Annotated in this window: 22 protein-coding genes; 8 read left to right on the forward strand and 14 right to left on the reverse strand. The window is 55.1% G+C overall.

The features are described from left to right. Window positions 1-10 precede the first annotated feature (10 nt). Window positions 11-811: a dimethylarginine dimethylaminohydrolase family protein gene (locus K1718_RS12260; protein ID WP_265684603.1), complete on the forward strand. Its 801-nt coding sequence runs from the start codon at window positions 11-13 to the stop codon at window positions 809-811. 12 nt (window positions 812-823) lie between these two features. On the opposite strand, the gene K1718_RS12265 is transcribed toward K1718_RS12260, so the two are convergent. Together K1718_RS12265 and K1718_RS12270 are read right to left on the reverse strand one after the other, a co-directional pair. Then, entirely contained in the window at window positions 824-2,194 is a 1,371-nt protein-coding gene (locus K1718_RS12265; protein WP_265684604.1) for a TIGR03808 family TAT-translocated repetitive protein, read from the reverse strand. 174 nt (window positions 2,195-2,368) lie between these two features. Further along, window positions 2,369-2,842: a YHS domain-containing (seleno)protein gene (locus K1718_RS12270; RefSeq protein ID WP_152501185.1), complete on the reverse strand. Its 474-nt coding sequence runs from the start codon at window positions 2,840-2,842 to the stop codon at window positions 2,369-2,371. Between the two features lie 215 nt (window positions 2,843-3,057). Here K1718_RS12270 and K1718_RS12275 point away from each other — a divergent pair, with 215 nt between their 5' ends. Beyond that, window positions 3,058-3,645, forward strand: a complete 588-nt coding sequence (locus tag K1718_RS12275; protein ID WP_152501186.1) for a TetR/AcrR family transcriptional regulator — start codon at window positions 3,058-3,060, stop codon at window positions 3,643-3,645. 33 nt (window positions 3,646-3,678) lie between these two features. On the opposite strand, the gene K1718_RS12280 is transcribed toward K1718_RS12275, so the two are convergent. Together K1718_RS12280 and meaB are read right to left on the reverse strand one after the other, a co-directional pair. Further along, window positions 3,679-4,293, reverse strand: a complete 615-nt coding sequence (locus K1718_RS12280) for a pyroglutamyl-peptidase I (RefSeq protein ID WP_265684605.1) — start codon at window positions 4,291-4,293, stop codon at window positions 3,679-3,681. Between the two features lie 6 nt (window positions 4,294-4,299). After that, window positions 4,300-5,289, reverse strand: coding sequence for a methylmalonyl Co-A mutase-associated GTPase MeaB (gene meaB / locus K1718_RS12285; RefSeq protein WP_265684606.1), 990 nt, complete (start codon window positions 5,287-5,289; stop codon window positions 4,300-4,302). A gap of 174 nt (window positions 5,290-5,463) precedes the next feature. Here meaB and K1718_RS12290 point away from each other — a divergent pair, with 174 nt between their 5' ends. Next, window positions 5,464-6,501 (forward strand): phytanoyl-CoA dioxygenase family protein, encoded by a 1,038-nt coding sequence (locus tag K1718_RS12290; RefSeq protein WP_265684607.1) that lies wholly within the window; start codon window positions 5,464-5,466, stop codon window positions 6,499-6,501. A gap of 56 nt (window positions 6,502-6,557) precedes the next feature. On the opposite strand, the gene K1718_RS12295 is transcribed toward K1718_RS12290, so the two are convergent. From K1718_RS12295 to K1718_RS12315, 5 genes are all read right to left on the reverse strand, one after another. Then, complete coding sequence (locus tag K1718_RS12295) at window positions 6,558-7,148, reverse strand: DUF1131 family protein (RefSeq protein ID WP_265684608.1); 591 nt, start codon at window positions 7,146-7,148, stop codon at window positions 6,558-6,560. A gap of 155 nt (window positions 7,149-7,303) precedes the next feature. Then, on the reverse strand, window positions 7,304-7,885 hold the full coding sequence (locus tag K1718_RS12300; RefSeq protein WP_265684609.1) for an LOG family protein: 582 nt from the start codon (window positions 7,883-7,885) through the stop codon (window positions 7,304-7,306). Window positions 7,886-7,945: 60 nt separating this feature from the next. Further along, window positions 7,946-9,334 carry a dipeptidase gene (locus tag K1718_RS12305; protein WP_265684610.1) on the reverse strand — a complete coding sequence of 463 codons (1,389 nt, stop codon included), beginning with the start codon at window positions 9,332-9,334 and terminating at the stop codon, window positions 7,946-7,948. 148 nt (window positions 9,335-9,482) lie between these two features. After that, window positions 9,483-10,445: a cation efflux transmembrane domain-containing protein gene (locus tag K1718_RS12310; protein ID WP_265684611.1), complete on the reverse strand. Its 963-nt coding sequence runs from the start codon at window positions 10,443-10,445 to the stop codon at window positions 9,483-9,485. 5 nt (window positions 10,446-10,450) lie between these two features. Next, a complete protein-coding gene (locus K1718_RS12315; RefSeq protein ID WP_285806081.1) occupies window positions 10,451-11,962 on the reverse strand; it encodes a helicase HerA-like domain-containing protein in 1,512 nt (503 codons plus the stop codon). A gap of 221 nt (window positions 11,963-12,183) precedes the next feature. On the opposite strand from K1718_RS12315, the gene K1718_RS12320 reads away from it, so the two are divergent. Both K1718_RS12320 and K1718_RS12325 read left to right on the forward strand, forming a co-directional pair. After that, window positions 12,184-12,576, forward strand: coding sequence for a DUF2780 domain-containing protein (locus tag K1718_RS12320; RefSeq protein WP_152501195.1), 393 nt, complete (start codon window positions 12,184-12,186; stop codon window positions 12,574-12,576). A gap of 46 nt (window positions 12,577-12,622) precedes the next feature. Continuing rightward, window positions 12,623-13,030 carry a DUF4332 domain-containing protein gene (locus K1718_RS12325; RefSeq protein WP_152501196.1) on the forward strand — a complete coding sequence of 136 codons (408 nt, stop codon included), beginning with the start codon at window positions 12,623-12,625 and terminating at the stop codon, window positions 13,028-13,030. Window positions 13,031-13,133: 103 nt separating this feature from the next. Here the strand turns inward: K1718_RS12325 and K1718_RS12330 are convergent, their stop codons facing one another. Continuing rightward, on the reverse strand, window positions 13,134-13,835 hold the full coding sequence (locus K1718_RS12330) for a helix-turn-helix domain-containing protein (protein ID WP_152501197.1): 702 nt from the start codon (window positions 13,833-13,835) through the stop codon (window positions 13,134-13,136). A 546-nt stretch (window positions 13,836-14,381) separates the two neighbouring features. Here K1718_RS12330 and K1718_RS12335 point away from each other — a divergent pair. Both K1718_RS12335 and scpA read left to right on the forward strand, forming a co-directional pair. Then, window positions 14,382-16,394 (forward strand): methylmalonyl-CoA mutase family protein, encoded by a 2,013-nt coding sequence (locus tag K1718_RS12335; protein ID WP_265684613.1) that lies wholly within the window; start codon window positions 14,382-14,384, stop codon window positions 16,392-16,394. Then, entirely contained in the window at window positions 16,391-18,556 is a 2,166-nt protein-coding gene (scpA, locus tag K1718_RS12340) for a methylmalonyl-CoA mutase (protein WP_265684614.1), read from the forward strand. The genes K1718_RS12335 and scpA overlap by 4 nt, the downstream gene beginning before the upstream one ends. An 83-nt stretch (window positions 18,557-18,639) precedes the next feature. Here scpA and K1718_RS12345 read toward each other — a convergent pair whose 3' ends face one another. From K1718_RS12345 to K1718_RS12355, 3 genes are read right to left on the reverse strand one after another with little or no spacing between them, the layout of a single operon-like run. Next, a complete protein-coding gene (locus K1718_RS12345; RefSeq protein WP_265684615.1) occupies window positions 18,640-18,861 on the reverse strand; it encodes a helix-turn-helix domain-containing protein in 222 nt (73 codons plus the stop codon). A gap of 23 nt (window positions 18,862-18,884) precedes the next feature. Then, the gene (locus K1718_RS12350; protein ID WP_265684616.1) at window positions 18,885-19,517 is read right to left on the reverse strand and encodes a DUF2975 domain-containing protein; all 633 of its coding nucleotides are present in this window, start codon (window positions 19,515-19,517) and stop codon (window positions 18,885-18,887) included. Further along, window positions 19,489-20,070 carry a DUF2975 domain-containing protein gene (locus K1718_RS12355; RefSeq protein ID WP_152501202.1) on the reverse strand — a complete coding sequence of 194 codons (582 nt, stop codon included), beginning with the start codon at window positions 20,068-20,070 and terminating at the stop codon, window positions 19,489-19,491. Before K1718_RS12355 ends, K1718_RS12350 begins: the two co-directional genes overlap by 29 nt. A 181-nt stretch (window positions 20,071-20,251) precedes the next feature. Here K1718_RS12355 and K1718_RS12360 point away from each other — a divergent pair, with 181 nt between their 5' ends. Next, window positions 20,252-20,992, forward strand: a complete 741-nt coding sequence (locus K1718_RS12360; protein WP_265684617.1) for an outer membrane protein — start codon at window positions 20,252-20,254, stop codon at window positions 20,990-20,992. A 71-nt stretch (window positions 20,993-21,063) separates the two neighbouring features. Here K1718_RS12360 and K1718_RS12365 read toward each other — a convergent pair whose 3' ends face one another. After that, window positions 21,064-21,726 (reverse strand): haloacid dehalogenase type II, encoded by a 663-nt coding sequence (locus K1718_RS12365; protein WP_152501204.1) that lies wholly within the window; start codon window positions 21,724-21,726, stop codon window positions 21,064-21,066. Window positions 21,727-21,742: the final 16 nt, after the last annotated feature.

Consider the following 21,742-nt stretch of genomic DNA (forward strand, 5'->3'; position numbering starts at 1 on the left):
GAGTTCCGTTATGACGCACCGCCCCGGCCTGTCATTTCAGTTTACACATGCGATTACCCGAACGCCTGCCAACAGTGTTGCCAACGGTATCCGGGCGGTCGATAGCGGTGACCCGAGCGGTGAAAAATTTCGCGAAGAGCATGAGCTCTATGTCAAGGCTCTTCAAGAGGCAGGCCTGAGTGTCGATGTTTTACCTGCGCTTGAGGCCTTTCCGGACAGCTGTTTTGTCGAAGATCCCGCATTTTGTCTGCCGAATGCCGCCATCCAGCTGCGGCCTGGAACACAGAGCCGGTTGGGTGAAGGCAAGGAGATCCGTGCCGCGCTGGAAAGGCATTTTGAAAAGGTGGAGGTGCTGCCAGGCAATGGCCATGTGGATGGTGGCGACGTTCTGATGCTTGACGACACTATGCTGATAGGTCTTTCAGCCCGGACTGACAGTGACGGAGCTGACGCCTTTGCGAAATTGCTGGGTGATTGGGGGTATCGCGCAGCAGTTTGCGAAACTCCCCAGGGAGTTCTTCATTTCAAGACGGCTTGTTCCACACTTGGCGACGGCGTGATCCTTGCAACACGTGTCATGGCCGAGAGCGGGTTTTTCGACGGTAGGCAGGTCGTGATTGTGCCTGAAGGCGAGGACTATGCTGCCAATGTGATCCGGGTGAACGAGGTTGTTCTCGTGCCCGAGGGATACCCGGGAACGCTGGCAGCGATTGAGAAAGCTGGCTTTAAAACTGTGGTCCTGCCAACACATGAAGCGCGCAAGGTCGACGGGGGATTATCCTGTCTGTCCTTGCGATTTGCGCTTAGCTAAACGTTAGCGCTTTCAAGCGGCGACCTGATTGCCGTTGACCGTCAGGTTCGAAAACTCGGAATTGTTGTTCAATTCGCCCGTGGCGCGTTCCAGCCAGCGAAATCCGTTGATGCCGCCTCGTTTCGAACCCTGAACGATGTTGCCGGTGATCACCGCAGGCCCTGCGCCATCAACGACTGTCACGGCAATGCCCGTCCCGCAGTCTCTGAGAACGTTTTGTGACGCCGTCACGTTGCGCATATAAGGACCCCATCCCAGCATCATTCCAAACTTGGGTGCGCCTTCAATGATGTTCCCGGTCAAGGCCGTATCCGCTTCTGCGGCAATACCGATACCAAAGCCGGCGACTTCCGGCGGGTAGAGACCGGTTTCGGAAATATTGCGAATGAGATTGCCGGAACAAACAGCCATACGTCCGCCATCCATGAAATTGGCAATGGAGATGCCAGTCGTGCCACCGTCCACGATATTGTTGGAAATCACAGCGCCCTGAAATCCGAATTCCGAATAGATCGCGGTTTCGCCGGACCGCAAGCATGAATTGCCGATAATCTGAACGTTCGAGCCGGTGTTCGACCGGATTGCTGAGAACGCGCAATCCGCGACCCGGTTGTTGGCGATCATCACACCGTGGGCGCGAAATACATTGATACCGTTGCCGAACTGACCGGTACCGCCATATCTGGCGCTGACGCGTTCAACCCGATTTCCGGAGACGATTGTTCCGTCTTCGCCCTCACGCCAGCGATGGACCCAGATCCCGCCATTGGCACAGTCGGTAACAGTGTTTCCGGTTATGGCCAGGCCGGCAGCCTCGTTGGAACGCAAGCCGGCTTCCGCTGCGCCCGAAATCCGGCAGTTTTCAACCCGCCCGGAACACCGGTCCAAGACGGCACCCATTTTGGCTGAGCCCGCGATTTCGCAGTTGTCGATCACCAGATTGCGCACGCCGATGAAATGCAGCAAGCCTTCCGTGAAATCACCGATCGAGCGGTTCGCGCCGTCGAAAGTTATGCCGGTGAGACCGATATTCGTAACGCCTTCGGCACGCACCAACTGGCCGCCCCCGCCCTGATAGACAAGACGCGTTCGCCCAGGGACACCGACAATCAGTGTGCCGGAGGGAAGGCGAAGATTGGCGACTGGATAGGTTCCTGCAGGCAAAAAGAGCGCGCGTCCGCGTTCCACCGCCCTGTTAACAGCATTTTGAAACTGAGCAGTCTGATCGTCGGCAGCATTTGGAAGCAGCCCAAGATCCGCGGAATCGATGGATCCCCTGAGGTCGGCAACTTTCATTTGCGCGGTGGCAGCTGTCCCAGAAAGGCACAGTGCTGTCCCGGCAAGAAACGTGCGGCGGCTCAGTTTTGCTAAGTCTCGTGTCATCTAACGGGCCAATTGCTTTCAAGCGTCCCACAATGGGAGGCAATGTCAGGGTTTGACCTGAACTCAGCAAAGGGCGTGCCGGAACCTGCTTTGGTGATGACGTTGAACAAGAAAAACCGGCCGGGAGGGGCACCCGGCCGGTGTTTCAAGCGATCCTAGTGTGACAAGAGGGGATCACAGATCGCTTGGGGAGACGTCTTTGATGTCTGTCCAGTTGGTGTCGGCGTTCGTGATGTGGCCCGGGATGTCCTTGTTCCAGCGTTCCTGGATGGACTGGGAAAGGTTCAGGTAGAGCTTGCCATCAACGATCTTCCAAAGGTCGGGATCGCCATCGACTTTTACGCCCATTGCCGTACCAAAGGCACAGAAGCCACCGTACTGCGGAAGGTATTTGGCTGGGTCAGCCTTGAAAAGGTCGCGGTTTTCTTCCGAAGTAAAGCGATAGGTTGCGCCGTTATGTACTTCGGTGATCTGGAAATCGCCGGCCTGAGGAGCGCCGTTGGTGAAATAAGAGACCGGGTCGACACCGCGAAGTGCGAGGCCGGTAATCGTCGCGTTGACATCGGCTCCGGCGGCCAAGGCACCGGAAACAAGTCCAGCAAAGACAACGAGCGTAGCTGCTGTGCCGCGGATCAGGTTTTTGAACATTTCAGAATTCTCCCACGTAAGTGTTCGTGTGTTGAACAAGCAGCCGAACGAAAGAAGGTTGTAACTCACTAATTAGGAACTAATTGGTTCCTAACAACGCGTGGATATTTGTCTCTGTTCGGTATGTTTGATATAGTATTAGGAACTAATTGGTACAAAACACAAGGCTGTGATCGCACGTGACAGGTCTGTGAGTGACCCATCTTGGAGGTAGAATGGCGAGACCGCGCGAATTTGATGCCGATGAGGCGATGGACAAGGCCATGGGGCTGTTTTGGCAAGTCGGCTATGAACAGGCCTCCTTGTCTGAACTTCTTGCGGCGATGGAGATCACGAAGGGATCTTTTTACAAGGCCTTTCAAGACAAGCAGTCCATCTACCTTGCTGCACTTGAAAGATACAACGACAAGGTCATCAGCGGGACAGCTGCCTTTCTGACAGATCCAAATCAGGGATCAGGTCGTGCCCGCATCCTGGGACTGTTTGGCAAAGTTGCTGAAGAAGTCCGGCGGAACGGCGATCGACTGGGATGCTTTTTGTGCAATGCGCTTGTCGACAAGGCGGCTGAGGACGAGGAAGCGGAAGCAAAACTGCAGGCCATGGTCCATCGTCTGGAGAACGCTTTTTTTCATGCTCTGATAGATGACCAGCGCTTGAGCGAAGCAGCTGCAAGAGAAACAGCACGCGGAATTCTGTCGATCTATTTTGGTCTGAGAGTTCTGGGCCGTGCTGGTCTGGCAGGGCAAATGGCCGGCGACTGTATCCGTCAGGTCGAGCGACTGCTTGACCAGGAGGGGCGCTAGGTCCGTTGCTGCGACGACAATCGCAAATCCGTATCAGCTGCTTTGCAAACGCCTTGCGGTCTCTTGCAGAATACGAACCGCTGCATCCTCAAGACATGGGAGGGAAGGGCGCGTGTCGATCTTGCCTTTGGGAAGCGTTGGCACGTGGATGAAGATGCTTGGAATGCCTGAGCCGATGGAATCCCAAAGGGTTGCGTTGCAAAGGTAAGTACCGGCGTTGTTGGACAGCCTAACCGGTGCACCACTGCTTCTGGCCGCCTCAAGCAAGGCACGTGCTGGCAGTGTCGAGCTTCGCGATCTTTCGCCGTTAGCCTGAAGTTCCGGTTGCCTGGGGCTAACTCCGACGGCGTCCGGGCGCACTCGCACGGCCTGGTTCACGGCCCGTGTTTCAATGTTGATTGTGCGGCGTGTGCCATCAACGCCGAAATGAATGATCGCATCAGGCTTTACAGATCGGCGCAGTCGAGCCGTCTCCATTTCGCGTCCTGCCCAAGTGGTCGGCAAGACCTCAAAGACAAAGGACACACCGCGATGTTTTCGACCCAGCCGTTTTGGCAGTCGGTGCATCAACATTTCCGTCGGATTGACAGGGCTTCCGGGAAAGGGCGAAAAGCCAGTCACAAGGATTGTTTTGTTCGCTCTGCACATTGGCTCTTAATTCTCCAGACCGATCAAACCCGCCAACTCATCCACAGCAAGAGAGACGGACGTTTTTCCAGCCCTCACACTCTCTTCCAGATGATTCAGGCGGCCTGCAGTTTTCGAATTGGTCTTGAGCGCCTCCATCATGCGCTGCTGCAGCATATCCCACATCCAGGCAACCTGTTGCCGGCTGCGCTTGTCGTTCCATTCACCAGTTGCTTGCATCTTGTCTCGATAGTGAAGGACTTGCTGCCACAATTCTCGCAAGCCTTCATTCGCAAGGCCCGAGATTGTGACGACAGGCGGAGACCAGTTGGGGGACTTCGGTGCAAGAATGTGCAGAGCAGCCCGATAGTCCGAAGCTGCCGACCGGGCTCTAAGAGCACCTTCGCCTTCAGCCTTGTTGACGGCAATCATGTCCGCGATCTCAAGGACACCCTTTTTGATACCCTGAAGTTCATCCCCGGCGCCTGGCAGCATCAGAACCAAAAAGAAATCGACCATATCCGCAACAGTGGTTTCCGATTGGCCGATGCCAACGGTTTCAACCAGAATGACGTCAAAGCCTGCCGCTTCACAAAGAAGCATCGTTTCCCGTGTTTTGGCGGCAACGCCTCCAAGCGTTCCGGCGGACGGTGACGGGCGAATGAAGGCATTTTCGTCTACCGCGAGACGTGCCATCCGTGTTTTGTCGCCAAGGATCGATCCCCCGGTACGGGTGGAAGAGGGATCAACCGCCAGAACGGCGACCCTGTGACCAGCATGCGTCAGATTGGATCCGAGCGTGTCTATCGTTGTTGATTTTCCGACCCCGGGGACACCGGTTATGCCAATTCTTATGGCCCTGCCTGTCAGGGGCAAAAGATCCTGAATGAGCTGATGTGCCAGGTGTCGATGATCTGCCTTTTTTGATTCCACTAAAGTGATCGCGCGGGCGAGTGCGGCACGTTTGCCGTTTTTTAGATCCTGCAGAAGGCGAGAAGGGTCGAATGTCTGTGCCATGGTTCAACGCTTAGCGCAGGTAAAGGCAAAGGTCACTGCCGCAAAAGGGAGAACCATGACGCTTCATCGGCAGGGTGTGATCAAAATCCGGCTGGAAGCTCATTCTAACTTGTCAGTTTCACCTGATGCCGTGTTAATAACATCGAATTCGATCAACGATTTTTCAGGTACAGCATGACACCCCTTTCTTATTTGAAAGCTCCGCTATGGGTTCTTGGGCTGGCAGGGACTGACAAGTCGCCTCGGAAAAACCCGCTGCTTGGCAGTAAACGCCTGAATACCTGGGGGCTGCATAAAAAGCGGGTGAAACTGGCTGCAAACATGGCTGCGGCTCGCAGGGCTCGTCTTGCACGACTTGTTGCTCCGGAAGAGCACGCTTTTTTCGACGAAAACGGCTACTTTCTCGTACATGATTTCCTACCTGCCGAGGTCTACGCTCAGCTAAAGGAAGAAGTATTCAATCAGGCGCTGGAAGCACGCGAGATGCGGCAAGGGCAGGCGGTAACGCGGATGACCATGCTGCCGCCGTCGCTTCTGAGCAAAAACCCGGCGCTGGCACAAGCCGTTCGCGACTCGCGCGCGCTTAACATGATCCGCTACGCGGCCTCGCAAGGCGGACATCCACTCAGTTTTATTCAGACTGTGCTGGTTGAGCCGCAAAAGGTGAAGAAGAAAGACCCTCAGTCAGATGCGCATGCCGACACGTTTCATGCCACCTCAAAAGCCTGGCTCTTTCTTCAAGATGTTGGTGAAGAGGATGGTCCCTTTTTCTTTGTGCCAGGCTCGCACAAGCTGACCAAAGATCGTCTCGACTGGGAGTACGAGTGTTCGTTGACAGCTGCAAGGGATCCACGGTCACACCACGCGAGTGGCTCGTTCCGGATCAAGCGGGAAGAACTATCAGACCTTGGTCTGCCGCAACCGGTCAAGATGGCGGTTCCTGAGAACACGCTTGTGGTCGCCGATACCTTTGCTTTTCACGGTCGTACGCCTTCCGACAAGCCGACCGTTCGCTCTGAGATCCATTGGCATATGCGCCGAAATCCATTCCTTCCCTGGACAGGTGGTGACGTAAAGTCCCTTCCGTTCATTCAGGAGCGGGGTATGCCGATTTTGATGGATCTGGCGGACACGGCCGAAAAGACACTCAAGATGCGCAACGTCTGGCGGCCTGTCGGCGAAGTCATGGTGAAGTCGGAGCCACATGTTTGAAGCGGCTTCTCAAATGATTGCCAACTAGGCCGCGGCAATTGGCATCCACGCAGTTGTCAGCTCTTGGGCGTCCAAAGGATTCGCTGCATTTCAGCGTCAAACAAATCCTTGGATGGGGGCAGTTGGTCGAAAGGGCCCTGGTAGCCGGGAATCGCATAGACCAGTTGAACGTTCGGATGTCCGCGTGACTTGCAAATGGCCATGCCACGCCAAAGATTTTTGCCGACTCGGCAGTTGGAACGAGCAGTACCCACTTCAGAAAAGGTCATGCCGATGCGCTCGCCATTGGGGCCCTGCAAATGGTGGGTGACGCCATGCACGGTGCGGATCTTGCCGTTGTTGCCTTTGAAAACCTGAAGGACCTGAAAACCATCACTGTTGAATGCGGCCAGTGCCCACTCGGTGTTGTTCTCAACGGCGGTCTGAATGCCTTCCGTCGTGAATCCCGGCAAGGCGCTCTCGATCGACTTTGATCCATAAGCAGTTTCGGGCGTGATACCGCCAACGCTGTCTTCCGTAATCTGAACAAGGGTCAGATCCGACGTGCGAACCAAGCGCCCGGAAGTCCCGTCGAGGTCGGCAGTCGGGGAACAAGCGGTTCCAATAAGAGCAAATAGACATGCAAAAGCGACGGCACTGAAACGCATAAAACCATCTCGAACAGGGTGTTGCGGCACAATAGTGCGCGAGAATGACAGAGGACTTAGCAACTAACGTCTTGTTTGCAAAGACCGGTCGCACCCCTGTGGACAGTTCGTATCGCTTTCCCTAGCGGCTCGGCGGTATCAGGCAAGGCGGTTGGTCAGGTTTCGTCCCTCTTGATCCACTTAGGGGTTGATGGAGGACTATAATTCTCGAATTTCCCAATCAGGTCCAACGGCGAGTCGGAGATCTGAACCATGTCGCGCATCGTCTTTTTCGTGAAAGCTTCCTGGGTCTGATGATCAAGGAACGCAACCAGCTGATCGTAATATCCTGCAATATTCAAAAATCCGCAGGGCTTTTGGTGATAGCCAAGTTGCCCCCAGGTCCAGACCTCAAAGATTTCTTCAAGAGTGCCGACGCCGCCGGGGAGGGCGATGAACGCGTCCGACAAATCAGCCATGAGTGCCTTGCGCTCATGCATGGAGCCGACAAGGTATAACTCGTTCAAGCCCTCGTGGCCGATTTCCTTCTCCTGCAGCGAGCGCGGCAATACGCCAATTACCTCACCGCCTGCTTCCAGGGCGGCATCCGCGACTGTTCCCATCAGACCGACCTTGGCCCCGCCATAGACCAACCGATAGCCGTTTTCCGCAATCACGCGGCCGGTTTCCTTGGCAGAGAGGCCATAGGCCTCCTGAGCGCCATAGCTGGAGCCGCAAAAAACGCAGATGGATTTCATGAATGCCTTCTCCATGACACTGGGCCGAGCCGACCATCGGCTCGGCCGTTGATCAGGTTTTCAATCTTTCGACAATTCATCGAGGACACGCGCCCACGAGCGAATGCCCTTGTGGAAGCTGGTGAGATTGTATTTCTCGTTCGGGGAATGGATTTGATCGTCTTCCAGTCCAAAACCGATCATCAGCGTGTCCATGCCCAACATGCGTTTGAAGTCGCCGACGATCGGGATTGACCCTCCCATGCCGATGAGGGCTGTGTCCTTGCCCCATTCGTCGTGCAGCGCTCGTTTGCCTTTCTCCAGGGCGGGCATGTCGAAATCAAGCCTGAGGGCCGGGCTGCCGTCTTTCGCAATGAACTCAACACTGCAGTCTTCAGGGATTTTCGAACGCACATAGGCCCGGAATGATTCCTGAACCTTGTCCGGGTCCTGATCACCGACAAGGCGGAAAGTGAACTTGGCGTGCGCTTCGGCCGGGATCACGGTTTTCGAGCCGGCTCCCTGATAGCCGCCCCACATGCCGTTCACTTCAACGGTTGGCCGTGTCCAAAGATGCTCCAGCGGTGTACGATCATTTTCTCCACGCGGATATTTCAGACCGACATCGCCGAGGAATTCCTCGACCGAAAAACCGAGTGTTTCCCAAAGTGCTTTTACATTTTCCGGCATTTCGATGACGCCGTCATAGAAGCCGGGCAGGGTAACCTTGCCGTTTGCATCATGAAGACCTGCAATAACATCTGCCACAATGTGGTTTGGGTTCTGTGCGGAACCGCCATACATGCCCGAATGGAGATCCCGGCTGGCGGCCCTGACGATGATCTCATCCCCAACCATGCCACGCAGCATAACTGCAATGGCCGGTGTCTCAGCGTCCCACATTCCGGTGTCGCAGACGAGGGCGAGGTCGCAAGACAGTTCGTCCTTGTGTGACTGCAGGAAGGGCTGAAGAGAGGGAGAGCCGGATTCTTCTTCACCTTCGAACAAGATGGTCACATCAACGGGCAAGTCGCCTGTTTCGGCGATAAATGCACGTGCGGCTTCAACGAAGGTCATCAACTGACCTTTGTCGTCAGAGGAACCTCGAGCAACAATGATCTTAGTGCCATCATCCTTGGTTTCGATGCTGGGCTCAAACGGGTCATTCTTCCAAAGCTCGAGCGGGTCCACCGGTTGCACGTCGTAGTGCCCGTAAAAGAGTACGTGCGGCCCTGGCTTTCCGGATTTCTTGTGGCCGACGACCATGGGATGTCCCGCCGTATCCCGCACAGAGGCTTCGATGCCGATTTCCGTCAGCTCCTTCGCCAACCATTCTGCGGCGTAGCGGCATGGCGCCTTGAACTCAGGATCGGTGGAGATGCTCTTGATCTTCAGCAGGTCGAAGAGACGGTCAAGACTGGTGTCTAGGTTGGCGTCAATGCGCGCCAGAACCTTGTCGATGGAACTCATAACGGATCCCCGATATTGGAACAGATTGCACAAAGCCCGAGGGACTCAGGCTCCTACATAAACGCCTAACAGGCCACAACCGAGCGGTCAGCGCAATTGGATATTCCATTGAGAAGTCGGCTTGCGCCGAATTCTTGCAAGATTGCGATCAGCGTGTTCGGTTGTTTGCCGCCTTCTTCTCCAGAAGATCGTTCGCAGTCAGTATGACTTCCACACGCGTGGGACCAATCCTGTCTTCCAGCCTTGCGGACAGCTTGTCTCTATACGCATCGATCTCATGGGCAAGCACAGCTCGCTCCGGGTCTAGGTAGACGGCCACAAAGTGCATGCGTCCAGCCTGAAGCACGGCCGCACGGTGAAAGTGAAAACCATATTCACTCGCCAGATCACGGGCGGTACGAGTGGCTTTGGTGTGAGTGCCGCTTGGTGCACTGACCCCTGCGAGATCAGCCAGGGTTTTGCGAAAAGTAGAGAGCGGTTGCCAGACGATGGCGAGGATCAGAACCAGGACGATGACTGCGTCGCCGATCGGGACGTATGGAGCCAGCGGGGTCTCTTCGAGGAACGGTAGAGATAAAAGCGCTGCCCCGGAACCAACACTCAAAGCGCCGTCAATGAGGGCAGCCCGTGCTTCTGTGCGCAGTATTTCGCTGCGACGGCCGGTTAAGCGGTAAGCGCGATGAAAGTTGTAAGCCAGCCCCAGGCAGATCGCGACGATGACAACCGCGTATATGGCAATCGGTCCAAAGACGAGTTCGGGAACCGATCCACCGCTGAAGAAGGTCCAGATCTTGGTGCAAGAGATGATGGCAGCAAAGACCAGCACGCCAATCAGGATCAGACTTCGAAAGGTTACATAAAGAACCTCGTCGAAGTCCTGTCCCCAGGGACGGCTCCGCGTTGGCGGCAATCCGACCCTTGCGCCAATCCGCGCCGCAGCAATGGCCGAGACAAAATTGACTGCAGAATAAAGACCGTCCACGAGCATGGCGTCCGATCTTGACAACCATGCGGTCAAGATCCCGGCTGCTGCCATGAAGAGATTGGACCATTTGGAAATGCCAAGCGCTCGACGCTCAACGTCATTCGGCGAAGATGACTTGGCAGGCATTTGTGTCAGTTGCCACGCTTGAGAGAACCGAGAAGTCCTCTCACCAGAGCTTTTCCGAGTGAGGTGCCCAGGCTTCTTGCCGCAGACTTGAGCCCTGCTTCCAGCACGGTATCGCGCTGACTGCGGCGCCGACTGCTGCGTTGCCGACTGTCCTTGCGCGGCCTGTCATCGCGGCCAAAGTCAGGCAGTTGAAATCCGGATCGGGACCGGCGGGGCTCGCCATGTTTTTTGGCGTAGCTGTCTTCCTTGTCGCGGCGGCGCTGCTCCTGTCGCTGCTCTTCTTCTGCCCGGCCCATGAGGATTTCGTAAGCTGACGTTCTGTCCCTGGTGCGTTCATAAAGACCGAATATCGGACTGGACTGGATCAAGGATCGACGTTCGCCCTTTTTGATCGGGCCAAGGCGTGATGAGGGGGGCCGTATGAGCGTGCGCTGGACGATTGACGGAATGCCCTTGCCTTCCAGCGTTGAAACCAAAGCCTCGCCGACGCCGAGTTCAGTGATGACCCGTTCCGTGTCGAGGTCCGGGTTTGGCCGGAAGGTTTCTGCCGCTGCCCTGACGGCTTTCTGATCCCTTGGTGTAAAGGCTCGAAGGGCGTGCTGCACACGGTTGCCAAGCTGAGCCAACACTGTTTCGGGAATGTCGAGGGGGTTCTGCGTGACGAAATAGACGCCGACACCCTTTGAGCGTATCAACCTCACGACCTGCTCGACTTTTTCAACAAGAGCTTTGGGGGCGTCACTGAAAAGCAGGTGGGCTTCGTCGAAGAAGAAGACAAGCTTCGGCTTTTCCGGGTCGCCGACTTCCGGCAATTCCTCAAACAGTTCAGACAGCAGCCACAAGAGAAAAACGCCGTATAGGCGAGGGGATGTCATCAGCTTGTCAGCCGCCAGTATGTTGACGATGCCACGTCCGTCTGGAGCCGTGCGGATGAAGTCACGGATGTCGAGCGCGGGTTCCCCGAAGAAATTTTCGCCGCCCTGGCGTTCAAGAACCAGGAGGCGGCGCTGAATAGCGCCGACGGACGACTTGGAAACATTGCCGTAAACGGTAGAAAGTTCCGATGCCCTTTCTGCAACATGGGCAAGCATCGCGCGCAGATCCTTCAGATCCAGGAGCAACATGCCTTCGTCGTCAGCAAGTTCGAACAGGACGTTGAGCACACCTTCCTGCGTGTCGTTGAGTTCCAGAAGGCGGGCCAGTAGCAGCGGCCCAATTTCAGAAACGGTCGTGCGGATCGGGTGACCCTGTTCGCCCAGCAAATCCCAAAAGACGGACGGAAAAGCCTTGTATTCGTAACTTTTGCCCAATCCGACTTCCTTGGCGCGCTTTTCCAGGAAGTCCTTTGACACACCTTCGGCGGCAAGACCGGACAGGTCGCCTTTGATATCGGCACAAAACACGGGCACGCCGGCCTTTGAAAAACCTTCTGCCAGAATCTGCAGGGAAACGGTTTTCCCGGTACCGGTAGCGCCGGCGATCAGGCCGTGTCGGTTTGCAAGTTTCAGAGCCAGCATTTCGTTCTTGCCGCTTGAACCGATAAAGATACTGTCCTTTGCCTTCACGTCTCACCGACCCCCTTCGAATCCGAATGATTTGTGCCAGCCTAGCAAAGCCTTTTCAAAAATGCGCGCACGCGATGTGTTATCCCATCGACGGAACCAATTTCGGACCTGTATAGAGGTGTCTGACTCGCACCTGGAAGTCAGGGGTGCAGGAAACGTTTTAGGAGAACGACATGGAAGAGCTCATCAATCGCATCATGGCCGCCGCAGGAATCGACGAAGGCCTGGCGACCAATGCTGTCGGCATAATTCTCGGCTTCCTGAACAAGGAAGGCCCTGAAGACAAGATGCAGCTCATTTTTGATGCTCTCCCCGGTGCCCAGGCCCTGGTCGAAGCGCGCGAAGAAAATGGCGGCGGTGGGGGGCTCCTGGGTGGTCTCGGCAGCATGATGGGCGGTGGCATGGGCGCCATGGCAGCACTCAATGAGTTGAATAGTGCCGGTCTGGATATGGATGGCGTTCAAAGTGTTGCCAAAGAACTCATTTCCTATGCTAAGGAAAAAGCGGGGGACGATGTTGTGGATGACGTGGTTTCACAAATTCCGGGGCTGAGCCAAATCCTATGACTGTCCCAGGGTTCGGTTGCCGGTTGATTTAGGGAGTACTGTGCGGATGGCTTATTCCATCGACGAAATCGAGGGCATCGGCCCGACATATGCCGCCAAGCTTGGTGAGCTCGGCATCAAGACGACCGAAGCTTATCTGGAGCGTGCCAAGGACCCGAAGGGCCGCAAGGCGCTCGAAGACGAGACAGGCATTGAAGGCAAGCGCATTTTGAAATGGGCCAACATGGCCGATCTGATGCGTATCAGCGGTGTTGGGGAAGAGTATTCTGAACTTCTGGAGGCCGCTGGCGTCGATACGGTGAAGGAACTCAAGCACCGCAATGCAGCCAATCTTGCGGCCAAAATGCAAGAGGTCAACGAGGACAAGAAACTCGTGCGCCAGGTCCCGAGTGAAACACAGGTTACCAAGTGGGTGGAGCAGGCGAAAGAACTGCCACCTATGATGAGTTATTAAGAAGTCGCGATAGTGAACTGATTTAAAAAGAGAAAGGCGCGCAAATTGCGCGCCTTTTTCGCTGTGTAATCGTGCCCAGCTTCGCTGGTTTGATCACAGAATTCTAAACGCTGATCTGCCCGTAGCGCAGTGCCTCGACAACGGTGTGTGTCTTGTTGGAGGCGTTCAGTTTCACGCTTGCGTTTTGCAGGTGGGCATGAACGGTGCGTTGTGAGATATCCAGAACGTCGGCGATTTCACCGGCCGTTTTGCCATAGGCCGTCAGTTCCAACACCCTGCGTTCGCGCGTCGAAAGAGCTCCCGGACGCTGTCCGGAAACGACACCGAGTTCGCGCAACCTTGAGAAGGCTGCAGCAGCAAGGACTTCCAGATTTGCAAGGTCATACTTGTTGACCTGAAGCGAAGGACCGCTTGCAAAGACAAAGGCTTGGAACGGATAAAGCTCGGTTACGGGAACAACGACAATCTGGCTGCCTTCACCTGCGGATGCAAGGAGATCGGAATGTTCCATATCGCCGGCGGTGATGGTCCAGACGCGAGCCCTGTTTGAGCCGAGACCCAGCATCAATGCGCTGTCATTCGCTGAAAGCGAAGTGCTTTCAATGCCGTCATTGCGCTGATCGGGCCAACGGAAGCGCTGCACCAGATTGTCGATCGGCCGATTTGGCATTGGCAGACCGGTAATCAAAATGTGGGTCGCCCCCATGCGGCGCAGATTTGACTCGAGAATGTCGAGCACGTGGTGCGCTGCGTTGGCTTCAGAAATTGCTCTCAGTTTGCTCTTTAATTCCGTCTGATCAAGCATTGTGCACATCCTTTGCGGCTTTTGCGCCGCTTTTTATGCGAACGAAGGGCGCAAGCCGATTTCGTCCGCCGATGGGTTAGTAACGCGTTCTGCCTAAACCCTGTCGAGAAGAGGACTGAACCCGAATGCCGCGCACTTATTATAAGGGTAGAACTTCCCATGCGTCGGCACCATTACGCTACAATACAATTGTTGATCGTACCAATAGGGAAAACTGGCAAAGTTTGCTTATTCCGCCAAAAAATTGGCAAGTTACTATGCATCGATGCAATTTATGTTGCCTGGCTTGAAAGATGTCGATCTGAAGCGACGAAAGATCGATTCAGAACTTCTAAAAAACTTGCTGCCGGCAACCGGAACTATTGATGGAAAGGCAGCAAACTTTCTTCTCGTGTTCGCACTTATGCACGCTGGGTCGCCTGTCGACAGCTTGTTGCAGCTGCGAACCTACCCTTTCTGCTGAGTTGCCAAGCCTTGTTGGGTGCGACTAAAACGAGACCAGCGACCGGACCATTCAAGCGGGTAGCCGGTCAGGGAGAGTTTGAAATGCCGAACAGTTTCACTGGACCCGACAGCTTTTACAGCGCCGATGAAGACGACTGGTGGGCATCGGTCGACAAGGCACTTAAGGGGCAGTCAAGAGACCGGCTGTTTGGGCAGACTGAAGACGGTTTTGATACGGCGCCGCTCTATCCTCGGCGTTCTGATACGGCAGCGAAATTGTTGCGCGCAGGCAATGCTGACTGGGCGGTCGTCCAAAGGATTGACATACCAGACCCTTCCCAAGCCAACCTGCAGATCCTCGATGACCTCAACGGTGGCGCGAGCGGTCTTGATCTTATTTTCTTCGGAGCACCGAGCGCTTACGGAAGCGGCATTCATGTGGAAGGTCTTTCTTCCATTGAAACGCTGCTGAAGGACGTTCAACTGGACCTGATCAGTCTCAGATTCGACGCCGGTCGGGAGAACATACAGGTTCTTGCAGCGTTGTTCGCCTATCTGGAAAAGCAGGGACTTGATCCAGCGACTGTGAACATCACAGCCGGGTTCGATCCCTATAGCTGGATCGCAGAGAACGGCGTTGCGCTTGACGATATGGAAAATGTGTTTCGGCATTTCCGTGACGCTGTCGGATCTGCACATGAGCTGGGCAGCCCGGCTCGCCTGATGAAGGCGGACGGACGGGTCTGGCATGAGGCCGGGGCAACTCCAGCTCAAGAGCTGGCGCTTGTTCTGGCTTCCGCGGCTGCACATCTTCGGATGCTGGAAGACACGCAACTCCCTCCCGAAGACTGGCCGGACCGCATCTCAATGAGCCTGGTTGCCGAAGCCGATCAATTCGGAACCATTGCGAAAGCTCGCGCCATCCGCGCGCTCTGGGCCTGTGTTCTGGAGGGTGCCGAGTTGCCACAAAGCCCGATGCAGCTGCACATGTGCACGTCTTTCCGAATGCTCACGCGAAGGGATCCCTGGGTCAACTTGCTAAGAAATACCGTTGCAGCCTTTGCTGCCGGTGTTGGCGGTGCGGACAGCATCTGTGTGCTGCCACACACGCTCGCAGTGGGCTTGCCTGACGCATTTGCGCGCAGAATTGCACGCAACACCCAGTCGATCTTGCTTGAAGAGAGCAGCCTTTCAAAGGTCATGGACCCATCAGCGGGATCGGGTGCGATTGAAGGCAGAACGGATAATCTGTGCGAAGTGGCCTGGAAACTATTCCAGGAAATCGAGGCTGCTGGCGGACTTGTCAACGCAATTCGATCTGGTTTTGTGCACGACAAGATTGAAGCTGCGAGAACAGATTTGCAGGCGAAAGTCGCGCGGAGAAAGAGGCCAATTACCGGTGTCAGCGAGTTTCCGGATCTCTCAGAGAAGGCTGTCGAGGTTCTTCAGGCCACATCTCAGGACATAGCAGACTTGGAGGCACCTCCACAGGAATTGCCGGAACCGGGAACCGGCGAGCGGCTGAATGCCGTGAAAGCTCTGGCGTTGCAGGGGCACTCTCTTCGCAAGCTTGGAATGCGTCTCGATCTTGTGCCACGCGACACTTCGCTCAGAGCATTGGAAACGGGACGGATCGCAGAACCTTTTGAGCGTCTACGCTCAGACGCTGAAGACTATGAAGCGCAGAACGCGGCTCCGCCTAGAGTGTTTTTGGCGAGCCTTGGAAGCCTCGCACAGTTTACGGCACGTGCGACCTGGACCGCGAATGCCTTTGCCGCTGGCGGAATAGAGACTGTTGGCCCGCAGGTTTTTGAAACGCGCGAACAACTGATTGCGTCTTTCAGGCAAAGCGGCGCACCGCTGGCATGTCTGGTATCATCGGATGCGGTCTATGAGGCAGAGGCAGAAGCCGTCGCTGTTGGGCTCAAGGAAGCTGGCGCGACACATCTTTATCTGGCTGGTAAACCCGGCGAGCGGGAAAAGAGCTACACTGAAGCTGGCATAGATACATACCTTTATGCTGGTTGCGATCTGCTTGCCTTGCTTGAAACAGCGCATGGGCGTCTCACCAAGGCCGCCGACACCGCGTTGACAGATCTGGAGGTCCGGGGATGAGCAGGATCCCGAATTATTCCGACAAACCGTTCCGCAACGTGTTGCCGAATGTTGAAAAGGCTGGCCAAACGGCTTGGAAAACGCCAGAAGACATCGACGTGCCACCGGTTTTCGAAGCAGTGGACACCGAGGGCCTCAAGCACATCGACACCTGGCCGGGTTTAGCGCCATATCTGCGCGGACCATATCCAACGATGTATGTCCAGCAGCCCTGGACTGTGCGCCAATACGCAGGCTTTTCAACGGCAGAAGATTCCAATGCTTTTTACAGGCGCAATCTTGCGGCGGGTCAAAAAGGGTTGTCGGTCGCGTTCGATCTCGCCACTCACAGGGGATATGACAGCGATCATCCCCGTGTTTCGGGCGATGTCGGCATGGCCGGTGTGGCCATCGATTCCATTTATGATATGCGTACGCTCTTCTCTGGAATTCCGTTGGACAAGATGAGCGTGTCCATGACCATGAATGGTGCAGTTCTGCCCGTTCTGGCGCTTTATATCGTGGCTGCCGAAGAGCAGGGTGTCGCGCAACAGGATCTTTCAGGCACCATTCAGAACGATATTCTGAAGGAGTTCATGGTCCGCAACACCTATATCTATCCTCCGCAGCATTCGATGCGGATCATCTCGGATATTTTCAGCTACACCTCGCAGAACATGCCGCGGTTCAACTCGATCTCCATCTCCGGCTATCATATGCAGGAAGCGGGTGCGACGGCGGATCTGGAACTTGCCTATACGATTGCCGATGGAATCGAATATGCCCGTGCCGGGGTGGCCGCAGGCATGGATATTGACCGTTTCGCGCCGAGGCTGTCGTTCTTCTGGGCGATAGGCATGAACTTCTTCATGGAAGTTGCCAAGCTGAGGGCTGCACGCCTTATCTGGGCGACACTAATGGAAGAAAACTTCCAGCCGAAAAACCCGAAGTCTTTGTCCCTGCGCACCCATTCGCAGACATCGGGTTGGTCGCTGACAGCTCAGGACGTGTTCAACAATGTGGTTCGCACATGCGTTGAAGCCATGGCGGCAACACAAGGACACACCCAGTCCCTGCACACCAACGCGTTGGATGAAGCCTTGGCCCTGCCGACTGACTTTTCGGCACGCATTGCCCGCAACACACAGCTATTCCTGCAACAGGAAAGCGGGACGACCAAGGTGATCGACCCGTGGGGCGGTTCCTTTTACGTTGAAAAGCTGACAGCCGATCTGGCCGAAAAAGCAATGGCTCATATCCGCGAAGTGGAAGAACTTGGCGGAATGGCAAAGGCGATTGAGAAGGGCATTCCGAAACTACGCATCGAGGAGGCCGCAGCCAAAACGCAGGCACGGATCGATAGCGGTACTCAGACGGTTGTCGGTGTCAATAAATTCAAACCTGAAAACGAACCCCCGATCGATGTCCTGAAGGTCGACAATGCCCAGGTCAGGGCCGCCCAGATCGACAAACTGAGGCGGCTGCGCGAGGAACGGAACGAGACTGAGACACAGGCTGCTCTTGAAGCCCTTACCAAGTGCGCAGAAACCGGCGATGGCAACCTGCTGGACCTTTCCGTCAAGGCCGCGCGTGCGATGGCAACAGTCGGCGAAATCTCCCTCGCCATGGAAAAGGTTTTTGACAGACACAAGGCCGAAATCAAGTCTATTGCCGGGGTCTACAAACGGGAGGCAGGCGAGATGTCCGGAACCATGGACAAGGTGCAAAAGCTGGTTGAAACCTTTGAGGACAATGACGGCCGTCGCCCGCGTATACTTGTCGCAAAGATGGGCCAGGACGGCCACGACCGTGGACAGAAAGTGATCGCTTCGGCCTTCGCCGACCTTGGTTTTGATGTCGATATCGGTCCGTTGTTCCAGACGCCCGAAGAGGCCGCCCGTCAGGCTGTTGAAAACGACGTTCATGTCGTCGGCGTTTCATCGCTCGCGGCAGGTCATCTGACGCTGGTTCCAGCTCTGAAATCCGCACTTGCACAAGAAGGGCGAGAAGACATCATCATCGTAGTTGGCGGCGTTGTCCCGCCGCAGGATTATGATGCCCTTTATGAAGCTGGCGCAGCTGCGATCTTCCCGCCGGGAACGGTTATCGCCGAAGCTGCGGTTGGCCTGATCGGTAAGCTGAATGAGCAGTTGGGATACGGATCGGCAGAAGCTGCCGAATAGCATCACGGATGTATGACGGTTTTGCTGCCCAGGCAGGACCGGGCAGCTGAAACTTGCATTTTTGAGGTGTTCTCAAAATGCGCTCAAGTTCCGCTTTCAGGGTCAGGCTCAAAGATCAGAATGTCGCCGGGCTGGCAGTCCAGCACTTCGCAGATTTTTTCAAGCGTTTCAAACCGCACACCCTTTACTTTGCCGGATTTGAGCAGCGAGACATTCTGTTCCGTAATTCCAATGCGCTCGGCCAACTCCTTTGAACGCATCTTGCGACGGGCGAGCATGACATCCAGTTCAATGATGATTGGCATGATGGGTTCCCGGTGCACCGTTGCTATATTATTTGTCTGTTTTCTTCTGCAAGCAGAGCGGCCTCGCGCATGATCCATCCGAAAAGGAGCAAGAGCGCTCCGAGAATCATGCAAAATATTTCCTCACCATCAACGGTGACGTCAACAATCCTTTCGCCTTCGGCGAAGTCCAGCGTGAGGATCAGCCAGGCGACAGGTTCACTGGCCACGTCAAAAAGCGCATACGAAATGAGCCAGATACCAAGCACTACGATGGCTTCTGATGTCTTTGAAGAAAAGAACTCCAGATTTTGAAACTGCAGACACAGGTTTCGTAAACTCCAGAGCGCGCCAAACAAAAGTGTGAGCGTGACCACAACCAGTGTTGTCAGAGCTAACCGCATTCCAATTGGCATCTCAGCAAGCAACCGTTCTGTTTCATCGATAGAAACGGTTGCGAGGCCTAACAGTGTTCCGAATGAGGGAACCAGCAGGGAGGCAACGCTAATAAGGGTGACAATCGCCAGGCCGAACACGCAGACCGAAACGCCCCATTTCAAGGACCCTGCGAGAAACCGAATGCGTTGTAGGCGTATAGGCTCGCCAGTTGATCCAGCTCTGGTCATCTGATTGATCTCCAGCCGCGCATCAGACGAACTGCCGGTTCTCGTCGGCAATCAGTGCCGCCTCGCGCAGGATCCAGCCGAACAGCAGCATGAGAGCACCCAAGATGAAACAGAAAATCTCAGCGCCATCGAGCGAGACCTCCAGGGAACGTTCACCAGGGGGAAGATCATAGGTCAGGATCACGGAACCAATCGGATCGCTGATCAGGTCAAAAACCGCAAAAATGATCAGCCAGACACCGATGGAAATGACGTTGGCAAGCGTTTTGGGAGAGAAGAATTCCATCATCTGGAAGCGTTTGAAGACCTGTCGAATGTTCCAGATCGACAAGGAAAGACAGGCAATAGCCACCCAGAATAGCACTGCAATTCCCAAACGTTGACCGTATGGAATTTCGCCAATCTTACGTTCGACTTCTGCAATGTCGATCGTTTCATTGGGGTCGATCAACAGATTGCTCGGCATGGCGACTTCAAAGAGAATGACGGCGCCAAGCAATACCATAAGGGCAAGAACCAGGGTGACCGCCCATTTCATGAACGCGGACAGCCTTCGAATTCTCGTTAGCCGTTTTTCTCTTTCTGCCCATTCCTGAGAGTTCATTGGTTGCTCCAGTAGGTAACTCACTTGGTGGTGTGTCTACAGCGCCAGTCGGTGAAATGCAATTATTTTGATATTGCTATTGACAAAAAAATTAATGCAAACAATTTTAAAATTATCGTTTTGCAATAAGAAATGAAAATTGTGAAGCGAGGTAAGACTCAAAACTCAAGCGAGATCCTCGATGGTAAGTTCTTTTGCCAATTATGTTTTTTTCGTTCCGGCCAAATTACGGCGTTCCGCGGTCCTGCGGAAACTGCGCTGCCACTGGCTGATAGAACCCGTCATTTTATGTGTTGTCCTGATCCTGCTCGTCTCGGGAGCCCGTGCAGCCGATCTCGACGACTTCGAGGCACCTGGTTTCGATCCTGTGCCCGCCCCAACGTCCATTTGGGCAGGGCCCTATTTGGGTTTTGAGGCTGGGCCGTCACAAACGGTGACCGAGGTCAAGGCAAATGGGAGAACGAAAGATGCTTCACGGCTGGATGCTGCCTTTGGTCTTTTTGGCGGCTACAATTGGCAAGTGTCGCGATTTGTACTCGGCGTTGAGGGCGGGGCCACCTATCTCGGTGGACGCGAGACGGTTCGGCATCCAGCTTTGGGTAGTGTCAAGACCGGCGCAAAGTGGACCGCCAGTGCCAAGGCACGAGCAGGCCTGCCAATCAGGAACTTCATGCCTTATGTCAGCGTTGGCTTGGCCGCGACGGAACACAGTCTCAAAGCCAATGGAAAGGAACGTTCATCCGTTTCCCTTGGTCCCGTGCTGGGTGCAGGCCTTGAAGTTGCCGTGCAAGACAAATGGCGACTTCGTGCCGACTACAGCGTGACAGGCATAGTTGACGACAAGGCAAATTATGGCGGCACGAGCGTCAAGCGTGCGTCCGGAAATCATCGGTTCATGATCGGCTTGTCGCGCTCGTTCTGATCCCGCAATACCAGCCAAATGAAACCACCGGCAGCCAAACCCTGCCGGTGTTTTTCTTGGTTACCTGCCAATCAGCTTAGGGCCGACAATCCGGTCAGATCCGCAAGGACGGCCTTCGGGGCAAGATCCAGATATTCGTCCGGCATGCCTGTCCTATTCATCCAGACAGTGCGAAAGCCGAATGCGGTTGCGCCGGCAACATCCCAACGGTTGGACGACTGAAAGGAGACCTCTTCAGGATAGATCCTGAACTGGGTCGTGACCATTTCATAAACCTGCGGATCGGTCTTGAATGTCTTCAGGTCGTCTACCGAGAAGATTTCGTCGAAGAGGTCGCTCAACCCAGAGGCCTTCGCTGCCGCCTCCAGCATTGCAGGCGACCCGTTCGAAAGGATAGCGATCTTTGCGCCTGTCGCTTTCAGATCGGTCAGGACTTGCGGAACTTCAGGATAGCAGTCCAATTCCCAATAAGCGCTCAACAGATCGTCTCGAAGGGACCTGTCGGCTGAGGGAACAAGCGCAAAGGCCGTGTCCAGTCCCTGTTGTGTCAATTCCCAGAAGTCTTTGTATTGACCCATGAGCGCGCGCACCCAGGAATATTCGAGCTGCTTTTCACGCCATAGCGATGAAAGTTTCTGAGCGTCAGGCCCGAGTTTCGATGCGTGTTTGCGCACAGCTGCATGCACGTCAAATAGAGTGCCATATGCGTCAAACACAAAAGCGGCATGTGCCATACCCGGATCTCCATCG

It is taken from the genome of Roseibium porphyridii, from assembly GCF_026191725.2.
Lineage (GTDB): Bacteria > Pseudomonadota > Alphaproteobacteria > Rhizobiales > Stappiaceae > Roseibium > Roseibium porphyridii.